The sequence below is a fragment of the Thetidibacter halocola genome, from assembly GCF_018224955.1.
GTDB lineage: Bacteria > Pseudomonadota > Alphaproteobacteria > Rhodobacterales > Rhodobacteraceae > Thetidibacter > Thetidibacter halocola.
In genome coordinates this window covers 858424-874780 of the sequence record NZ_JAGTUU010000001.1, presented here as the reverse complement: position 1 = coordinate 874780, position 16357 = coordinate 858424, and the positions used below count along the sequence as shown (strand labels likewise).

The window sequence follows — 16357 nt, the reverse complement described above, 5'->3', positions numbered from 1 at the left end:
CCGCGCGCCAGCCCGAAGCGGTCTCTGATCTGCTCCATGGTTGTTCTGCCGGGTCGGATCGGACGTCTTGTCGTCCTTCTGCTGACGGCAATGCCCTCGCATCTGGCCGCGCAGGACGGTCCGCCGCTGGCGCTCCGCCTGTCGCAGACAGTGCCCGAACGGATGGCCCGCGACGGTGTGCCAGGCGCGGTGATCGTGCTGATCGAGGGCGGCGCGCCGGTCTGGACCGGGGTCTTCGGCATGGCCGCCCCCGCAGCAGGCACGCCGATGACCGCCGAGGCGCTGTTCCGGGTGGAGTCGATCTCCAAGCCCGTCACCGCCTGGTGTGCGATGCGGCTGGCCGAGACCGGGCGGCTCGACCTCGACGCACCCATCGGCGATTGCCTGAGGCGTTGGCTTCTGCCCGAAGGCGCGGACCGGATCACGCCGCGCATGCTGCTGAGCCACAGCGCCGGTATCTGCCTCGGTGACTATGCCGCGCGCTACCAGCCCGAAGCGCCGAGGCCCGACCTGCCCGAACATATCGCACGGGACTTCGCGCTGATCGCCGCCCCCGGGTCGGGATTTGCCTATTCCGACACGGGCTATGTCCTGCTGGAACTCGTGATCGAGGACTGCACGGACGAGGATTTCGGCAAGCTGATGGCGCACGAGGTTCTCGCGCCCCTCGGGATGACGACGTCCGGCTTCGACTGGACCGGTGCGCCGATGCCTGTGGGCCACGACCTGCGCGGACGGCCGGTTGCGCCCTATGTCTATCCCGGTCGCGCCTCGGGCGGGCTGCACGCCACCGCCACCGACATCGCGCGTTTCGCCGTGGCGGGAATGGCGGGCGCAGCACAGGATGTACTCTCGTCCAACGGCTTAGAGGCATTGCACCGTCCCGTGATCGCCGTCGGCGGCCTGTTCGGTTTCGCCGCCGAGAGCTACGGGCTGGGCCATTTCACCGAGACGCTCTCGGACGGGCGCGCGGCGGCCTGGCATGGTGGCCAGGGCTACGGCTGGATGAGCCACATGCACCTCGTTCCGGAAACCGGCGACGGCATCGTGATCCTGTCCAACAGCCAGCGCGCCTGGCCACTCTTCGCCGCCGTCTTGCGGGATTGGTCGGAGAGCCTTGGCGTGGCACCGGTCGGCATGGCGCGCGTGCTTTGGGCCGAAAAGGCCGCGCGTGTCGGCATCGCCCTCGGCCTCGTCGTGGCGGCGCTCGGCCTCGGGATCGCGTTGCGGGGCCGGCGCGGCGGCCCCGCAACGCGGATCGGGGCGGGCGGGATCGCCGCAGCGCTGATCCTCTGGCCGCTCTGGGCGGCGGCCCAGAATTACCTCTTCCTCTTCTCGATCCTGCCGGGCCTCTGGCCATGGCTCGGAGCGGCCTCGGGACTGGCGGGGGTGGGCCTTGCCGCGGTCGCGCTGGGGCCTCGGCGGTCTGGCTGAACCGGCGGAGGGGATGGGCCTGACAACCAACCTTATCTGGCCCGTACTGCATTGAAATTAATATAGATATTGGCAAAATGGTTTCTCGCCGAGCATCTTCATTCACCGGCCGTTGCTGAACAAAGAGACTTGGATAGAGTTCATCCTCTGCCTCAACGGTCAAAAAAAGCATGGTTCTACAAGAATCGTTGGTAGAGTTGATTCAACTTTTCATTCCGGAACCAGATGAACAACTTTCGCTTCTCAGATTTCACCCTCGAGCCCCAGGCGCGGCAACTTCGTCGCGGTGTCGATGTCGTTGCACTTGGAGCGCGGGCATTCGATCTTCTGGAACTGCTGGTCGTGAACCGGGAAAGGGTCATCGGGCGGGACGAGATCATGGCGTCGGTCTGGCCCGGAGCAGTGGTGGGCGAGAACAATCTGAACGTGCAGGTCGCCAACCTGCGCCGCGTCCTCGGCACACACGCCATTGTCACGGTGGCCGGCCGGGGCCTGCGCTTTGCGCTTGATGTCGCGCCGGATCCGCCGCCGCTGGCCCTTCCCGACCGTCCGTCGGTCGTCGTGCTGCCCTTCACGCTCATGGGCGGCGATCCTGGCCTCGACTGGCTGGCCGACGGGTTCGTCGAGGATATCACGACCGAACTGTCGCGGTTTCGCGACCTGTTCGTCGTCGCGCGCAACTCGGCCTTCGTCTATCGCGACATGCCGCGTGATCTGCGCGAAGTCGCAAGCGTTCTGGGCGTGCGCTATGTCGTGGAGGGGAGCGTAAGGCCGACGCTTGACCGGGTTCGTGTCACTGCCCAGCTCATCGATGCGACGACCGGCGGGCATGTCTGGGCGGAAAATTTCGACCGTGCCATGACCGAATGTTTCGAGACGCAGGCGCTGGTCGCGCGTGCTGTCGTCACCTGCCTCGCGCCGCAGATCGACCGGGCCGAGGCCAGGCGGAACCGCATCTGCGCGCCTGAGGACCTGACGGCCCACGGTTTGGCGCAGAGAGGCTGGGCGGCAATTTCGGCTGGCGAGATGGCCTACGATCCAGATCCGCGGGAGCAGGCGGCGGAACTGGCGCGCCAGGCGCTGGCGCGCGATCCCGGCTCGGCGCTGGCTTGGCGCGTGTTGGCTTGGGTGAACTGGTGGCACGCCTACCACGCGACGACTCCGTCCATGCCGAAGACGCTGTCCGACGGCATCGCGGCGGCGACCCGCGCCATCGCGGCCGACCCGACAGATCACCACGCGCGGCGCATCCGGGCGCTCTTGCAGTTCATGAGCCAGAACCCGAGTGTAGGCTTGCCCGAATTGCGGCTGGCCCACGAGATGAACCCCAACTGTGCGGTGACGCTGGGCTGGCTGGGGCTCTATGAGGGGCTCCACGGGGATGCCGCAAGGGGGGTGCCGCTGGCCGAGGCTGCGCTGCGGCGCAGCCCGCGCGACCCCGCGCGTGGCTCGATGCTGGCCGCGCTCGGCTTCACGCATTTCGCGGTGCGCAACTATGCCGAGGCCGCCGAGGCGTCCGAGGCGGCACTGGCCGAGGCTGCCAACAGCGCCACGCCGCTGATTCTTGGCGCCATCGCCTGGGTTGGCGCGGGGAAGATCGACCGCGCCCAATCCGCCTTTCGCAGGGTCGAGGCGATCGCACCGGCCCTGGTCGCGGTGCGCCTTGGCGGCCGATGGCTGAGTTCGAACCCCGATTACCTCGCCCGCGCGGACCTGTTCTTTCGCATCGCCGCGGGCCTCGCACCGCCGGAGGCTGCGCAGGCGCTGCGGTAGCATCCGCAAGATGAAGCGGATTTATATCTTTTTAGCGGCTCTTGTAGACACCGCCCTGTCGAGCCGCCCAGCATGTGAAAGGGGATGAACGGCAACGGTGCCGCGACCCCGTCTGAGGGAGGACCGCGCCATGCCATTTTATCTATATCAACTGAGCTACTCCGCCGACGCCATCAAGAGCATGGTCGCCAATCCGAGCGATCGCGAAGCCGCAGCGCGCAAGCTGGTCGAGGCGCTGGGCGGCAAACTGCACCACCTGTTCTTCGCTTTCGGCGAGTACGACGTCGTCTGCCTGATCGAAGGCCCCGACGACAAGTTCATGATGGCGGGGGCCGCCGCCGTCGCCTCCGCCGGTACGGTTTCGAAATCGGCGACGACGAAGCTGATGACCTCGGCCGACGCGATGGCCGCGATGACGAAGGCGGGCGAGGTCACGGGTGCATACCAACCGCCGCACGGGTGAGTGGCTCCGGGGGGGCGGAACGGCATCGGTCGTACGGTCCTTTTCGGCCAGCACAACGCTGCGGGCCTTGCGACGCCCGAAGACGCCATATCGCTATGCTGAGCCGGTCCGCGTAGATCAGCTTTAGAAGTTTTTTTAGCCGGTGGTGTAGCGAGCAACGCGCAAACCTGCCCCATTGGAAAAAGCCGCCCCAGATCGCGGCCACCTGACAGGGAGAGACACCATGAACAAGTCCATGACGATGACCGACACCGCCGCCGCGTTCTTCGACACTATCGAGACGGGCAAGGGCTGGGCCGCCTGCGCGCCTTTCTGCACGCCGGGCGCCACCTTCTCCTGCCAGTCAGACGCCCTGGCGGAGATTGGCACGATCGAGGCCTATGCCGGCTGGATGGAGGGTCTGCTGAAGCTGGCGCCGGACGGCCGCTATGAAATGAAGGCCTTCGCCGCCGACGAGGCGCGCGCCACGGTGCTGGGTTTCGCAGTGTTCCACGGGACCCACACGGCCGAGGGCGGGCCGGTGCCGCCGACCGGGCGCAGCGTGGCGGCCGACTACGTCTATGCGATGACGTTCGACGGCCCGAAGATCAAGCACATGACCAAGATCTGGAACGACGCCCAGTCGATGCGCGCCCTCGGCTGGACCTGACGCCACCGGCGCCGGCGCGCGTGTCGACGCTCGCGTGTCGCGGATGCCGCCGCAGCGGCCCAAGTTGTGCGCACTTGGGTTGTCAGAGTCGGCACCGCCGCGCTCGAGGGAGAGCAGGAGGAGCGCGCAGCCGCCTACAAACGCGGCCGGTACCGGGAGTGCGTCGACGAATACAGCCAGCGCATGCTGATGGGTTATTCGTCCTTCACCCGCCTGCGCGCCGTGCGCAGCCACGGCGGCTGGGACGGTGACCCGTTTGCCTCGAATTCTTCGAAAACAAGCGACAACAAGCAAGGGGATGATGCAATGACGCTTCAGATCATCGGCTCCGGATTTGGCCGGACTGGAACCATGTCAACCAAGATGGCGCTGGAACAGCTGGGCTTCGGCCCATGCCACCACATGGTCGAGGTCATGGGCAACCCAGACCAGCCCGCGCATTGGCATGCCCTTGCCGCAGGGCATGATGTCGAGTGGGCACAGGTGTTCGCGGGGTACACGTCGCAGGTGGATTTTCCCGGTGCCGCCTACTGGCAGGATATGCGTGTGGCCTTTCCCGACGCGAAGGTGATCCACACGGAGCGCCCGGAAGATGACTGGTGGGCCAGCTATTCCAAGACCATCGGCAAGTTCTTTGCGCATTACAAATCGCTTCCAGTGCCACCGACCATGATCGAATTGTTCGGGACCATGGAGATCCTGCTGGTCGACGGGGTGTTCGGCGGCCTAGATCGCGAAAGTTCGATCGCTGCCTATCGTCGCAATAACAAAAAGGTCCGCGCCACCGTGCCAGCCGATCGGCTGCTGGTATTCACACCGTCAGATGGCTGGGAACCGCTCTGCCGCTTCCTCGATGTGCCGACACCAGGCACAGCGTTCCCGCGCAGCAATGCCCGCGACGAGTTCTGGGCGATGTTCGGCGGCGAGCCGGCGGATGCCGAACGGAAAGAAGCCTGACATGACGACTGACATCCACGCCATCGCCACGGGCTACACCGCCGCCTGGAACAGTCGCTCGGCCGAGGCGGTCGCGTCCTTTTACGCCGAAGACGGCGGCATCGTCATCAACCGTGGCACGCCCCGGGAGGGGCGCCAGGGCGTCGCCGCGATGGCGGCGGGTTTCTTCGCCGATGTGCCGGACCTGAACCTTGTCTGCGACGGGCTGCGCGTCGCCGGCAATCATGTCCTGTATCTCTGGACCTTCACCGGCCACCATTCAGAGACCCGCAAGCCGCTGCGGATCACGGGTTGGGAGGAATGGGAGATTGACGCGAGCGGCAAGGTCGCGGCTTCGCGGGGATGGTTCGATGCGGAGGATTACGCTCGGCAGTTGACGGGATGAGCGACCCCTTCGCCGATGTAGATGCTGCGTCGCCAGACATCATCGAGATCATCGTCGCAGGGCTTGAGACCAGGGCGGCGGATCCGACCATGCTGCCGTTGATCGACGCCTATCTCGACAGGCTCGACCCGCCCGAGGGTGGTCTGATCGTCGATATCGGTTGCGGCACCGGTGGCGTGACCCGGCGCATCGCCGACCGCTTCGGTCAGGCCTCGGTCCTTGGTATAGAGCCGTCCAATGCCTTGACGGACAAGGCACGGGCGTTGGTGGGCGACCGGGCGAACCTCGAATTCCGGTTGGGCGACGGTGCGGCGCTCGGCCTCGCGGACGCAAGCGCCGACATCGCCATCCTGCACACGGTGCTATCCCATGTCGCCGACCCAGCCCCGCTGGTCGCCGAAGCCGCGCGCATCCTGCGACCGGGCGGCACACTTGTCGTCTGCGACGCCGATTTTTCCAAGGCTTCGCTGGGACTCGGACCCGGCGATCCGCTGGGGGCCTGCGCTCAGGCCTTCGTGGCCGGGTCGGTGACCGACGCATGGCTTGCGGGCAAGCTCAAGCCGCTGGCCCGCGCGGCCGAACTGACGGTCGACCACTTTGACACAGCCAACCGCGTGGTGACGGACGGGATGGGTAACCTCGTCTGGGTCAGAATGGCATCGGCGCGACTGGTGGCCGAAGGCGTGATCGCCCAGCCGCTGGCCGACGCGCTGGAGGCCGAATACCTGCGCCGCGCCGAGGCCGGGACGCTCTACGGCTTCCTGCCCTTCGTGACGATGATCGCCACGAAACCCGCGGGCTGAGGCTACCGACATCCAGCCAGAAAAAGACATGCTATCAAGCCGACATGAGGAGATAGACATTTGCCCAAGAACACCATGCTGGTTCTCCATCTGACCGAGGATGCAGCCGGGATTTCCCACTTTGCCGATCTCGCCGTCCCGCTGGACGCGGACGCCTTCGCCCCACCCGCACCCGCCATGCCAATCTCCGCCACCGAAGAGGCGACCGGGTTGCTCTACCTGATCCTGCCTGCGGGTTGGGGCGGCGCGCAGCACCCGTCGCCGCGACGGCAGGTGGCGTTTTGCTTCTCGGGCCGGTTGCGGGTCGAGGCGGGTGACGGCGAGGTGCGCGAATTCGGTGCGGGCGCGATCTGGCGGATGGAGGATGTGGCGGGTGCAGGTCACACAACTACAGTTCTCGGAGATGACGATGTGCGCCTCGCGATTGTGCAACTGCCGCCACAGCCGGGCGACCCGACAGGGGAGGAAGCCAAATGAACAGTATCGAAAAAACTATCCGACAGTTCCACGAATCCTGGGATCTGCGCGACCCGGAACGCGGCGCTGCCGTCATCGCCCCGGATTGCCAATTCTAGGATGTGGCGCACGGCGAGGCGCAAATCGGCCCTGAAGGCTACCTTGCCGATTACCACCGCTGGCGCGCGGCTTTCCCCGACGGCCAGGTCAAGGTCGTCAATGTCATCACCGGAGGCGACGGACCCGATGGCTGGGCTGTCGTCGAGTTCCTCAATCGCGGCACGCAGACCGGACCTCTTCACTCCACCCTTGGGGAATTCCCGCGCTCGGGTCGCCGGATGGAAGTGCGCTACTGTAGCGTCATGCGGGTGCAGGACGGCAAGGTGGTCGAGGGCCGCGACTATTTCGACAGCGCCAGCATCGCCCGCCAGCTTGGCCTGGTGGATTGACCGGACTCGAAAGGATACACCAATGCAGCTACCCGAATTCTTCGACGCGATGCCCGCGCTCGACGTTCCCTTTCCCGAAACGGTCGTCACCTCCCATGCTGTTCGCTCGGAGGCGGGGTTGGTGGTGTTTTTCCACTTCCATCAGGACTTCAGCCTGCCGCCGCATGCGCACGGTCCAGAATGGGGCACCGTGGTCGTGGGCGAGGTGGCGCTGACCATCGACGGGCTGACTCGCCGCCATGGTCCGGGGATGAGCTACGACATTCCCGCAGGTGTCGAACATGCCGTCGCCGTCAAGGCGGGCACCATCGCCATCGACGTCTTTGCCGAGGCCGACCGTTACCCGCAGAAGGCACGCTGAGATGGGGGTCGATATCGCCAGAGCCGAGATGCCCGAAGACCTCGACGCAGCGCGGGCGTTGATCCGCGACTTCTTCGCCTGGGCGATGGAGAATGTGGCGAAGGGCGAAAAGGACCCCAACCCGTCGGTCTTCGCCAACCTCGAAGCCGAACTTGCCGGCCTGCCGGGACGCTTCGGCCCGCCCTCGGGCTGTCTGCTGCTGGCGCGGCTTGACGGCGCGCCGGTGGGCTGTGTCGCCTTCTATGGGCAGGACGCCGCGACGATGGAGATCAAGCGCATGTTCGTGCGCCCCGATGCCTGGGGTCAAGGGATCGGTGCGCGGATGCTGAAAGTGCTGCTGGCCGAGGCCGAGGCCGCCGGATACGTCCGCTACCGTCTGTCCACCCATCACGAACTGCACGCCGCCCAGTCGCTCTACCGGCGCGCCGGATTTCGCGACGTGCCCGGCTCACCGGATTTTCCGGGCATCGTCGAAGGCGTCGACATCTGCATGGAAATGATACCGGTCCGCGAGACCAAAGAGGAGAGCCGCCTTGCCTGGACTGACCGATCCATTTGCCCATCACCCTGAATTGCGCGACCGGATTGCCGACACCGAGACGTCCTACTTTCGAACGTTCAGCGTTGAGGCGATCATCGCAGCAGACCCCCAACAGGAGGCGCTTCGCGACTGGGTCCACACCGACGCGCAGCGCGAGGCGATCCGGGCCGAGGCGTTGGACGACCATTCCGGCGATCTTTGGATCTTCGGCTATGGGTCGCTGATGTGGGATCCGGCCCTGCGCTTTGCTGAGGTACGGCGCGCCTATGTCGCGGGTCATGCCCGCCGCCTGATCCTCGTAGACACCAGGGGCGGCCGCGGCACGAAAGAGGCACCGGGCCTGTTCGCGACGCTGGATACTGTCGAAGGGTGCGACGCGTGCGAGGGGCTGGCCTTTCGGATCGCGGCGGCGGATGTCGAGGCAGAGACCGAGATCCTGTTCCGGCGCGAGATGATCGCGCCCGGCTACCTCGCCCGGTTCGTCCCGGCCCGGATCGGCGATGCGGACATCCGCGTGTTGGCCTTTATCGCGGACCACGACGTGCCGGACGTGCGCCCCGACCTGACCTACGAGGAACAGATCCGCTACGTCGCCCATGGGGCGGGCGATCTTGGCACCAGCCGAGACTATCTGGCCAACATCGTCGGGCATTTCACGCATCTTGGGATTACCGATGCGCATTGCAGCGACCTGTTATGCGCGGTGGATGCCCACCTCGCCGCACTGACAAATAAGGAATCTTCCGAATGACCGCACCCACGCCCTTTTTCGACGGCCATAACGATTTTCTGCTGCGCCTGCTGAAAACCCCCGCCCCGCGAGAGGAGACCTGGCTGGGCGCGACGGGCCGCGGCCATCTGGACCTCGCGCGGATGAAGGACGCGGGCTTTGCAGGCGGGCTGTTCGCAATCTTTGTCCCACCCGCGTCCAGCGGCCCACCGCCCGACTTCAAGGCGCTGATGGCCAATCCACCCTACGCCCTGCCGATGCCGCCCGAGATGACCCATGCGCAGGCGCAGCCCAACGCGCTGGCCATGGCGGGACTGTTGCACTGGATGGAACGCTCGGCACCCAATGACTTCCGCGTTTGCCGATCGGTGGCCGAGATCCGCGCGGCGATGGTGCAAGGCGTCATCGCGGGCGTGATGCACATGGAGGGGGCCGAGGCGATAGGCCCCGACCTCGATGCGCTCTACCTGTTCCACGACATGGGTCTGCGCTCGCTCGGTCCGGTCTGGAGCCGACCGACGATCTTCGGGCACGGCGTTCCGATGGCCTTTCCGGGCGGCTCTGATACCGGGCCGGGCCTGACGGAAAAGGGCAAGGACCTGGTGCGCCTGTGCGACCAGCTTGGCATCATAATCGATCTGTCGCATCTGAACGAAAAGGGCTTCGACGATGTGGCCCGTGTCTCTTCCGCACCACTTGTCGCCACGCATTCGAACGCTCACGCGCTTTGTGACAGCCCGCGCAACCTGACCGACCGGCAGTTGCACATGATCCGTGAGCGCGGTGGCATGGTGGGGTTCAACTTCGCCACCTTCTACCTGAACGCCGACGGCACGGCGGACACGGGCACCAGATGGGAAGTGATGCTGCGCCATCTCGATCATCTGATCGCGCAGACGGGTGAGGACCACGTCGGTCTGGGGTCGGATTTCGACGGTTGCGTCCTGCCCGACCTGATCGGCGACGTCACCGGCGTGCGACGCCTGTTCGAGACGATGGCCGCGCATGGCTACGGCGATGACCTGATCCGGAAGCTCGCGCACGAGAACTGGCTCGCCTGTATCGACCGGTGCCTGAACTGATGTTTGGCCTGAAGCATTCGCCCATCGTCCCGCCCCTGCGCCTCACCCGCACCCTTGTCGACCGGCTGCCGCCGCGCGTCGATGAACGCGGGCCCGTGATGCTCGAGGATCCCCCGCCGGAGTTCTACCACCGGACTGCGGCTGGGATCCTTGAGCGGCTCGACACGCAAGGTGCGGTCTGGGTCTTCGCCGCAGGATCCCTGATCTGGAACCCACGCATGGAGGTGGCCGAACGCCGGGCCGCGCAAGTAACCGGGTGGCGGCGGGCGTTTTGCCTGACCGACCGGCGCTTCCGGGGCTGCCCGTCGACGCCGGGGCTGATGATGTCCCTCGACCGAGGCGGGGCCTGCTCCGGTGTCGTCCTGCGGATGGACACCGGCGACGACCCGCCGGTCGCGCTGGTGAGCCTTCTGCGGAAAGAGCCCCCGGTGCCGCCCGAACACGTGACCGCCGAAACCGAGACCGGCCCGGTCGAGGCGATACTCTTCGCCGCCGATGCCGGCTTTCCGCTCTACCGTCCTGAGCCCGCAATGGAAGAGCTGGCCGACATGCTCGCCTCTGCCGTAGGGCACATCGGCACGATGGCCGAATACCTGCTGAACACCGTCACTGAACTGGAGCGGGCCGGTGTCCATGACCTGCATCTGTGGCGCCTGCAGGAGATGGTGGCGGAGCGTCTGGAACGGCTGCCGGACCCTGTGTCTGCCGCTCTTGGCGCTGTTCACGAATGCCACGCCGCAGACCGAAGCACTCCCCCACCAAGAGCGGCTACTTCTGGGCCGTCGTGTCCGACGATCGCGGCCATGCCCCTGCCGACCGCCTCGCCGCCCAACGTGAGCACTCCGCCCCGATCATCGCGGCGCTCAAGCCCTGGCTGGAAACTCAGCTGTCCCGCATCCCGCAGAAATCCCTGCTGGCCGAGGACATCCGCTATATCCTCGCGCACTGGCCCGGCCTGATCCGCTTCCTCGACAATGGAACCCTCGAGTTCGACACCAACCCGATAAAAAAACCTAGTCCGTCCGATCGCGCTGACCCCGAGAAATGCTCTCTTCGCCGGAAACGAGATCGGCGCCGAGACCTGGGCCATGCTGGCCTCGCTGGTCGCCACCTGCAAGCTGTCAGGCCTGAACCCCGTCGACTACCTCGCCGATACCCGCTGGGCTATCCTCGACGGACACCCCAGATCCCGCATCGAGGACCTCGTGCCGTGGCGCTGCGCAGCCTTCAAGCCTCGCCGCATGGGGCCAGACCGTCGCGCTTACCTATGAACGCGATGGTGCCGGGTTATCTAATAGGCTGCTGAAAAACTCCGGCCTCGACGCCTGTCGCGGAACATGATTCACGGTTGCCACTGCGGAGACGGAGGTGGCGATGCGCGGATCGGACCAGGTGACGGGATCGTTGTTCAGCTACGTCGATCTCGAGGAACGCATCCCCACCCTCAACGCCCAGCGCGGTTCTGCAACCGTTCATTCCCTCAGAGATACCTATGTTACCCGCATGGAAGCAAAGGGACTCACCAAGGGTCAGATCGGTCTCTTGATTGGTCACAGCAGCACCGAAACGACGAAGAAGTATTCGCACCTTGTGTCTGCGGATATCTTCGAAGTGGCACACCGGATCGTAAACGAATGACACAAATACGGCACAGTATGCTCTGACATACTGTTTGGCAGGGGTCCCCACTTCAAGTCATTGATTTATTTGAGTATTTTTGGTGCCCCCAGAGAGACTCGAACTCCCGACCCACTGATTACAAATCAGTTGCTCTACCAGCTGAGCTATAGGGGCGTGACCAGTGCGCGGTCTGCGGCACGGTATTGGCACAGTCGCCGCGCGCTGTCCATATGCTTCGGCTAGCGGTTGGCGCGTGCCAGCAGACCCACCGCCAGCAGGCCGACGCCGATCACCAGCATTGCCGCCGGGGCGGCGTCGCCCAGGTTTTCAAGGCTCGCCTGTTCATGCACGCGCGTGGCCAGGGTGTCGTAATTGAAGGGGCGCAAAAGCAGCGTCGCGGGCAGTTCCTTGACGCAGTCGACAAAGACCAGAAGCAGCGCCGAGGCGACCGAGGCGCGCATCAAGGGGTAGTAGACGGCGCCCAACGTTTGCCCTTCGGTCCGGCCCAGAGAGCGCGCGGCCAGCGCCAGGTTGGGCGACACGCGCCCCATCGCGGCATCTGCGGCACCCTGCGCGATGGCAAAGAAGCGTACCGAATAGGCCAGCACGAGGGCAAAGGCCGAGCCGGTCAGGACCAGGCCAATATCGACTCCGGTCAGCGCCTGCACGGCGTCGGCCAGGCCATTGTCCAACGCCGCCAGTGGAATAAGGATGCCGACGCCCAGCACCGCCCCCGGCGCGGCATAGCCGATCGTCGTCACCGGCAGCAGCAGGCGCGGCAGTTTCCGGCCGGACAGCCGCACGCCATAGACAAGGAAGATGCCGCCCGCGACGGTGATGCCGGCGGCCAGCCCGCCCACGCTCAGCGTGTGCAGCCCGGCGCGCCACAGTTCGGGGTCGCGCCACGCCTCGGCGTTCGACAGCGCGTGGCGCAGGATCACGCCCGCCGGCAGGATAAAGCCCATGGCGAAAGGCAGGGCGCAGAGCGCGAACGCACCCCAGGCCGCGCGGCCACGCAGGCGCTTGCGCAGGATCGGGCGGTGCCGCGTCGACAGGTTGAAGAACCGCATCCGGCGGCGCGAGATCTTTTCCAGCAGGACCAGGACGATGACCAGCACCAGAACGACCGTCGCGATCTGTGCCGCGCCACCGGCATTGTAGCCCTCCAGCCAGACGGAAAAGATGCCGGTGGTCAGGGTCTGCACCGCAAAATAATCGACCGTGCCGAAATCGTTGACCGATTCCATCATCACGATGGCCACGCCGGCTGCGATGGCCGGGCGGGCCAGTGGCAGGCCGACGCGCCAGAACCGCGCGAAGGCGCCCGCGCCCAGCGATTGCGCCACTTCCTCGGCTGCGCCCGACTGTTCGCGAAAGGCGGCGCGTGCCAGCAGGTAGACGTAAGGATACATCGCCGCCGCCAGAACGATGATGGCCGCCCCGATGGAGCGGATCTCGGGGAACCAGTAGTCGCGTGCGCTCTGCCAGCCGAAAAGGCCGCGCAGGGCGGTCTGCACCGGCCCGGCATATTCGAGGAAGTCCACCAGCGCATATGCGCCGACATAGGCCGGGATTGCCAGCGGCAGAAGCAAGAGCCATTCCAGCCAGCGCCGCGCGGGAAAGTCGTAGCGCGCCACCATCCAGGCCGTCGAGGTGCCGACCACCGCCGCCAGGATGCCCACGCCGACCATCAGGATCGCCGTGTTGGACAGGTAGCGGGGCAGGGTGGTGGCCACCAGGTGTGGCCAGATGTTCTCGGACGGGTTCAGTGCGATCCAGAACACCGCGAGGATCGGCGCCAGGACGACCAGCGCGATCGCCACCGCGCCCGCCGACCAGAGCGAGGGCGGGCGGAGACGGCGGTGTGTCCTTGCGGTGTCGATGGCGGTCATGCGCGCGGCCCGGTGGTTACGTTTTCCTCCCGGCCGGGTATAGTGCATCGAAAACCCGACAAAAAGACCCAACCATGCAGGTCATCCTACATCTCGGCGTGCATTGCACCGACGAGGACCGTCTTCTCAAGACGCTCCTGCGCAATGCCGATACCTGGCGGCATGAGGGCGTGGCGATTCCCGGCCCCTCGCGCTATCGCACGCTGCTGTCCGACACGATCTCGGCCTTGGCCGACACGCCGCCCAGCCCGGAGGCGCGCGAGGTGGTGCTTGACGCGATCCTGTCGGACGATCCCGACAAGGTCGACCGGCTGATCCTGAGCCACGCGAATTTCTTTTCCGTGCCGAAGCTGACCTTTGCCGGTGGCTATCTTTATCGCTGGGCAGAACGGCGACTTGAGACGTTCTGCGACCTGTTCGACCAGGACGAGGTCGAAATCTTCATCGGGCTGCGCAACCCGGCGACCTTCATCCCGGCGCTGCTGGCCGATACGCCGGCGCATGACATGGCCGTCCTGATGGAAGGCGCCGATCCGATGCATCTGCGCTGGTCCGACCTGATCCGCCGCATCCGCATCATCGCGCCCGAGGTGCCCGTGACCATCTGGGCCAACGAGGACACGCCCTTCATCTGGGGCGAGATCCTGCGGCGGATGGGGGGCGTGCCGCTGGACCGCAAGATCACCGGCGCCTTCGACATGTTCGCCTCGATCATCTCGCGCGAGGGGATGCAGCGGTTCCGTGCCTTCCTTGCCGAGAACCCGACGATCAACGAGGACCAGAAGCGGCAGGCGATGATGGTCCTGCTCGACCGGTTCGCGTTGGACGAGGTGATCGAGCAGGAACTCGACCTGCCGGGCTGGGACGCGGCCTATGTCGACATGCTGACCGAGCTGTATGAGGACGACCTCGAGGTGATCGCCGAGATAGAGGATGTCACGTTGATCCGCCCCTGACCACGCCGCTTTGCCTGAAAACAGGGCAGGCTGTGGCCGATGCGCCCGCATCCTGTGCGATCCTTCTGGCAGGGCTTGAGCTTCAATGCGATCCCATGGATAGAGAGAGGCAAGTGTTAGGGCTAACATAAGCGGGGCGATCATGGCAAAGAGTGCGAAGGCCGAAAGCGACTGGTGGCGCGGTGCGGTGATCTACCAGATCTACCCGCGTTCGTTCCAGGACAGCGACGGGGACGGGATCGGCGATCTCAAGGGCATCACCCGCAGACTGGATCACGTGGCCTCTCTGGGCGTCGACGCGATCTGGCTGTCGCCGATCTTTCCGTCGCCGATGAAGGACATGGGCTATGACGTGTCGGATTACACCGACATCGATCCCAGTTTCGGCACGCTGGCGGATTTCGACGCGATGGTGGACAAGGCGCATGGCCTTGGCCTGAAGGTGATGATCGACCAGGTGCTGTCGCATTCCTCGGACAAGCATCCGTTTTTCGAGGAGTCGCGCAGTTCGCGGACGAACCCCAAGGCCGACTGGTATGTCTGGGCCGATCCCAAGCTCGACGGCAGTCCGCCGAACAACTGGATGTCGATCTTCGGCGGGCCGGCCTGGGAATGGGACACGCGGCGGAAGCAGTATTATTTCCACAACTTCCTCAAGGAACAGCCCGACCTCAACTTTCACAATCCCGAGGTGCAGGACTGGCTGCTGGACACGATGCGTTTCTGGCTGGAGCGGGGGGTAGATGGGTTCCGCCTCGACACCGTGAACTTCTACTTCCAGGACAAGCTGTTGCGCGACAACCCGGCGAACTACCTGCCGTGGGGGCCGACGGCGGCGCGGCCCTACGACATGCAATACTGCCTGTTCTCCAAGAACCAGCCCGAGAACCTGCAATTCCTCGAACGGCTGCGCGCGCTGCTGGACGAATTCGGCGCCCGCACCACGGTGGGCGAGGTTGGCGACACGCACCACTCGATCGAGCTGATGGGCCAGTATACCAGCGGCAAGCGGCTGCACATGGCGTATTCGTTTGAGCTGCTGGGGCCGGATTTCTCGCCCGCGCATTTCCGCTCTCGCGTGCAGGCCTTCTTTGACGGCGCGCCCGAGGGCTGGCCCTGCTGGGCGTTTTCCAACCATGACGTGCCCCGCCATGTCGGCCGCTGGGCCAAGCATGGCACCAACCAGGACGCGCTGGCGAAACTCTCGGCGGCGATGCTGCTGAGCTTCGAGGGTTCGGTGTGCCTGTATCAGGGCGAGGAACTGGGCCAGGTCGACACCGAACTGGCCTTCGAGGAACTGACGGACCCGCAAGGCATCAACTTCTGGCCCGAACCAGTGGGCCGCGACGGTTGCCGCACGCCGATGACCTGGGATGCCAAGGCGCCGAATGCCGGGTTTTCGAATGCGAACCGCACCTGGCTGCCGGTGAAGCCGCCGCAGCAGACGCGGTCGGTCTCGACGCAGGACGGGGTCAAGAACAGTGTCCTGGCCTTCTACCGCGCGATGCTGGCGCTGCGCCGGGCAGAGCCCGACCTGCGCACCGGCGACCAGCGCTTTCTTGACCTGGCCGAGCCGGTTCTGGGCTATGAACGCGGCGACGGGTTCGTCTGCCTGTTCAATCTGTCGGCCAAGGCGGCCGAGGTTTCGCTAAAGCAGCCGGTGACAGCGGCGCTGGCCGAGGCGGCGACGATCAGCGGCAAGACGGTCAAATTGGGCCCCAACGGCTTTGTCATCGCGCGACGCGCTTCGGCCTGATCCAAGCTTGACGAAGCGCGTCTGGCAGCAGACCGTGAAATCCTGCGCGG

The 16357-nt window shown here is 65.6% G+C and carries 18 protein-coding genes, 1 tRNA gene and 2 pseudogenes; 19 read left to right on the top strand and 2 right to left on the bottom strand.

The genetic code is table 11. The features are described from left to right. The first annotated feature begins 36 nt into the window (after window positions 1–36). From KB874_RS03925 to KB874_RS03850, 17 genes and pseudogenes are all read left to right on the top strand, one after another. Window positions 37–1434, top strand: a complete 1398-nt coding sequence (locus KB874_RS03925) for a serine hydrolase domain-containing protein (RefSeq protein ID WP_212535218.1) — start codon at window positions 37–39, stop codon at window positions 1432–1434. A gap of 225 nt (window positions 1435–1659) precedes the next feature. Further along, window positions 1660–3207, top strand: a complete 1548-nt coding sequence (locus KB874_RS03920; protein WP_212535217.1) for a winged helix-turn-helix domain-containing protein — start codon at window positions 1660–1662, stop codon at window positions 3205–3207. Window positions 3208–3337: 130 nt separating this feature from the next. Next, window positions 3338–3670, top strand: a complete 333-nt coding sequence (locus KB874_RS03915) for a GYD domain-containing protein (RefSeq protein WP_212535216.1) — start codon at window positions 3338–3340, stop codon at window positions 3668–3670. Between the two features lie 223 nt (window positions 3671–3893). After that, window positions 3894–4319, top strand: a complete 426-nt coding sequence (locus KB874_RS03910; RefSeq protein WP_249200217.1) for an ester cyclase — start codon at window positions 3894–3896, stop codon at window positions 4317–4319. A 183-nt stretch (window positions 4320–4502) separates the two neighbouring features. Beyond that, entirely contained in the window at window positions 4503–5276 is a 774-nt protein-coding gene (locus KB874_RS03905; protein WP_249200216.1) for a sulfotransferase family protein, read from the top strand. Window position 5277: 1 nt separating this feature from the next. Beyond that, window positions 5278–5661: an ester cyclase gene (locus tag KB874_RS03900; protein ID WP_212535215.1), complete on the top strand. Its 384-nt coding sequence runs from the start codon at window positions 5278–5280 to the stop codon at window positions 5659–5661. After that, complete coding sequence (locus KB874_RS03895; protein WP_212535214.1) at window positions 5658–6464, top strand: methyltransferase domain-containing protein; 807 nt, start codon at window positions 5658–5660, stop codon at window positions 6462–6464. The genes KB874_RS03900 and KB874_RS03895 overlap by 4 nt, the downstream gene beginning before the upstream one ends. A gap of 60 nt (window positions 6465–6524) precedes the next feature. Next, window positions 6525–6941 (top strand): cupin domain-containing protein, encoded by a 417-nt coding sequence (locus tag KB874_RS03890; RefSeq protein WP_212535213.1) that lies wholly within the window; start codon window positions 6525–6527, stop codon window positions 6939–6941. 101 nt (window positions 6942–7042) lie between these two features. Next, window positions 7043–7369 (top strand): ester cyclase, encoded by a 327-nt coding sequence (locus KB874_RS03885; protein ID WP_212535212.1) that lies wholly within the window; start codon window positions 7043–7045, stop codon window positions 7367–7369. Window positions 7370–7391: 22 nt separating this feature from the next. Continuing rightward, window positions 7392–7730: a cupin domain-containing protein gene (locus tag KB874_RS03880; protein WP_212535211.1), complete on the top strand. Its 339-nt coding sequence runs from the start codon at window positions 7392–7394 to the stop codon at window positions 7728–7730. 28 nt (window positions 7731–7758) lie between these two features. Further along, window positions 7759–8301, top strand: a complete 543-nt coding sequence (locus tag KB874_RS03875; protein WP_212535210.1) for a GNAT family N-acetyltransferase — start codon at window positions 7759–7761, stop codon at window positions 8299–8301. Beyond that, a complete protein-coding gene (locus KB874_RS03870; protein ID WP_212535209.1) occupies window positions 8264–9022 on the top strand; it encodes a gamma-glutamylcyclotransferase in 759 nt (252 codons plus the stop codon). The genes KB874_RS03875 and KB874_RS03870 overlap by 38 nt, the downstream gene beginning before the upstream one ends. Continuing rightward, entirely contained in the window at window positions 9019–10083 is a 1065-nt protein-coding gene (locus KB874_RS03865) for a dipeptidase (protein ID WP_212535208.1), read from the top strand. The genes KB874_RS03870 and KB874_RS03865 overlap by 4 nt, the downstream gene beginning before the upstream one ends. Continuing rightward, a pseudogene (locus KB874_RS23260) lies at window positions 10083–10745 on the top strand (gamma-glutamylcyclotransferase); the annotation flags it as partial. The gene KB874_RS03865 and the pseudogene KB874_RS23260, both read left to right, overlap by 1 nt. A 65-nt stretch (window positions 10746–10810) precedes the next feature. Further along, a pseudogene (locus KB874_RS23365) lies at window positions 10811–11026 on the top strand (hypothetical protein); the annotation flags it as partial. 145 nt (window positions 11027–11171) lie between these two features. Continuing rightward, a complete protein-coding gene (locus tag KB874_RS23360) occupies window positions 11172–11354 on the top strand; it encodes a transposase domain-containing protein (protein WP_212535206.1) in 183 nt (60 codons plus the stop codon). 103 nt (window positions 11355–11457) lie between these two features. Continuing rightward, complete coding sequence (locus tag KB874_RS03850) at window positions 11458–11721, top strand: site-specific integrase (RefSeq protein WP_212535334.1); 264 nt, start codon at window positions 11458–11460, stop codon at window positions 11719–11721. 80 nt (window positions 11722–11801) lie between these two features. Here the strand turns inward: KB874_RS03850 and KB874_RS03845 are convergent. After that, a tRNA-Thr gene (locus KB874_RS03845) sits at window positions 11802–11877 on the bottom strand. Window positions 11878–11942: 65 nt separating this feature from the next. After that, entirely contained in the window at window positions 11943–13595 is a 1653-nt protein-coding gene (locus tag KB874_RS03840) for an ABC transporter permease (protein WP_212535205.1), read from the bottom strand. Between the two features lie 74 nt (window positions 13596–13669). On the opposite strand from KB874_RS03840, the gene KB874_RS03835 reads away from it, so the two are divergent. Next, a complete protein-coding gene (locus KB874_RS03835; protein WP_212535204.1) occupies window positions 13670–14551 on the top strand; it encodes a hypothetical protein in 882 nt (293 codons plus the stop codon). A 142-nt stretch (window positions 14552–14693) separates the two neighbouring features. After that, on the top strand, window positions 14694–16307 hold the full coding sequence (locus KB874_RS03830; RefSeq protein ID WP_212535203.1) for an alpha-amylase family glycosyl hydrolase: 1614 nt from the start codon (window positions 14694–14696) through the stop codon (window positions 16305–16307). Window positions 16308–16357 lie beyond the last annotated feature (50 nt).

Excerpts from the sequence above, each read along its gene's own strand:
- KB874_RS03920 (WP_212535217.1), top strand. The coding sequence starts at position 1,660 with ATGAACAACTTTCGCTTCTCAGATTTCACCCTCGAGCCCCAGGCGCGG.
- KB874_RS03865 (WP_212535208.1), top strand. The coding sequence starts at position 9,019 with ATGACCGCACCCACGCCCTTTTTCGACGGCCATAACGATTTTCTGCTG.
- KB874_RS03910 (WP_249200217.1), top strand. The coding sequence starts at position 3,894 with ATGAACAAGTCCATGACGATGACCGACACCGCCGCCGCGTTCTTCGAC.
- KB874_RS03830 (WP_212535203.1), top strand. The coding sequence starts at position 14,694 with ATGGCAAAGAGTGCGAAGGCCGAAAGCGACTGGTGGCGCGGTGCGGTG.
- KB874_RS03835 (WP_212535204.1), top strand. The coding sequence starts at position 13,670 with ATGCAGGTCATCCTACATCTCGGCGTGCATTGCACCGACGAGGACCGT.
- KB874_RS23360 (WP_212535206.1), top strand. The coding sequence starts at position 11,172 with ATGCTGGCCTCGCTGGTCGCCACCTGCAAGCTGTCAGGCCTGAACCCC.
- KB874_RS03895 (WP_212535214.1), top strand. The coding sequence starts at position 5,658 with ATGAGCGACCCCTTCGCCGATGTAGATGCTGCGTCGCCAGACATCATC.
- KB874_RS03905 (WP_249200216.1), top strand. The coding sequence starts at position 4,503 with ATGCTGATGGGTTATTCGTCCTTCACCCGCCTGCGCGCCGTGCGCAGC.
- KB874_RS03915 (WP_212535216.1), top strand. The coding sequence starts at position 3,338 with ATGCCATTTTATCTATATCAACTGAGCTACTCCGCCGACGCCATCAAG.
- KB874_RS03880 (WP_212535211.1), top strand. The coding sequence starts at position 7,392 with ATGCAGCTACCCGAATTCTTCGACGCGATGCCCGCGCTCGACGTTCCC.
- KB874_RS03925 (WP_212535218.1), top strand. The coding sequence starts at position 37 with ATGGTTGTTCTGCCGGGTCGGATCGGACGTCTTGTCGTCCTTCTGCTG.
- KB874_RS03900 (WP_212535215.1), top strand. The coding sequence starts at position 5,278 with ATGACGACTGACATCCACGCCATCGCCACGGGCTACACCGCCGCCTGG.
- KB874_RS03850 (WP_212535334.1), top strand. The coding sequence starts at position 11,458 with ATGCGCGGATCGGACCAGGTGACGGGATCGTTGTTCAGCTACGTCGAT.
- KB874_RS03875 (WP_212535210.1), top strand. The coding sequence starts at position 7,759 with ATGCCCGAAGACCTCGACGCAGCGCGGGCGTTGATCCGCGACTTCTTC.
- KB874_RS03840 (WP_212535205.1), bottom strand. The coding sequence starts at position 13,595 with ATGACCGCCATCGACACCGCAAGGACACACCGCCGTCTCCGCCCGCCC.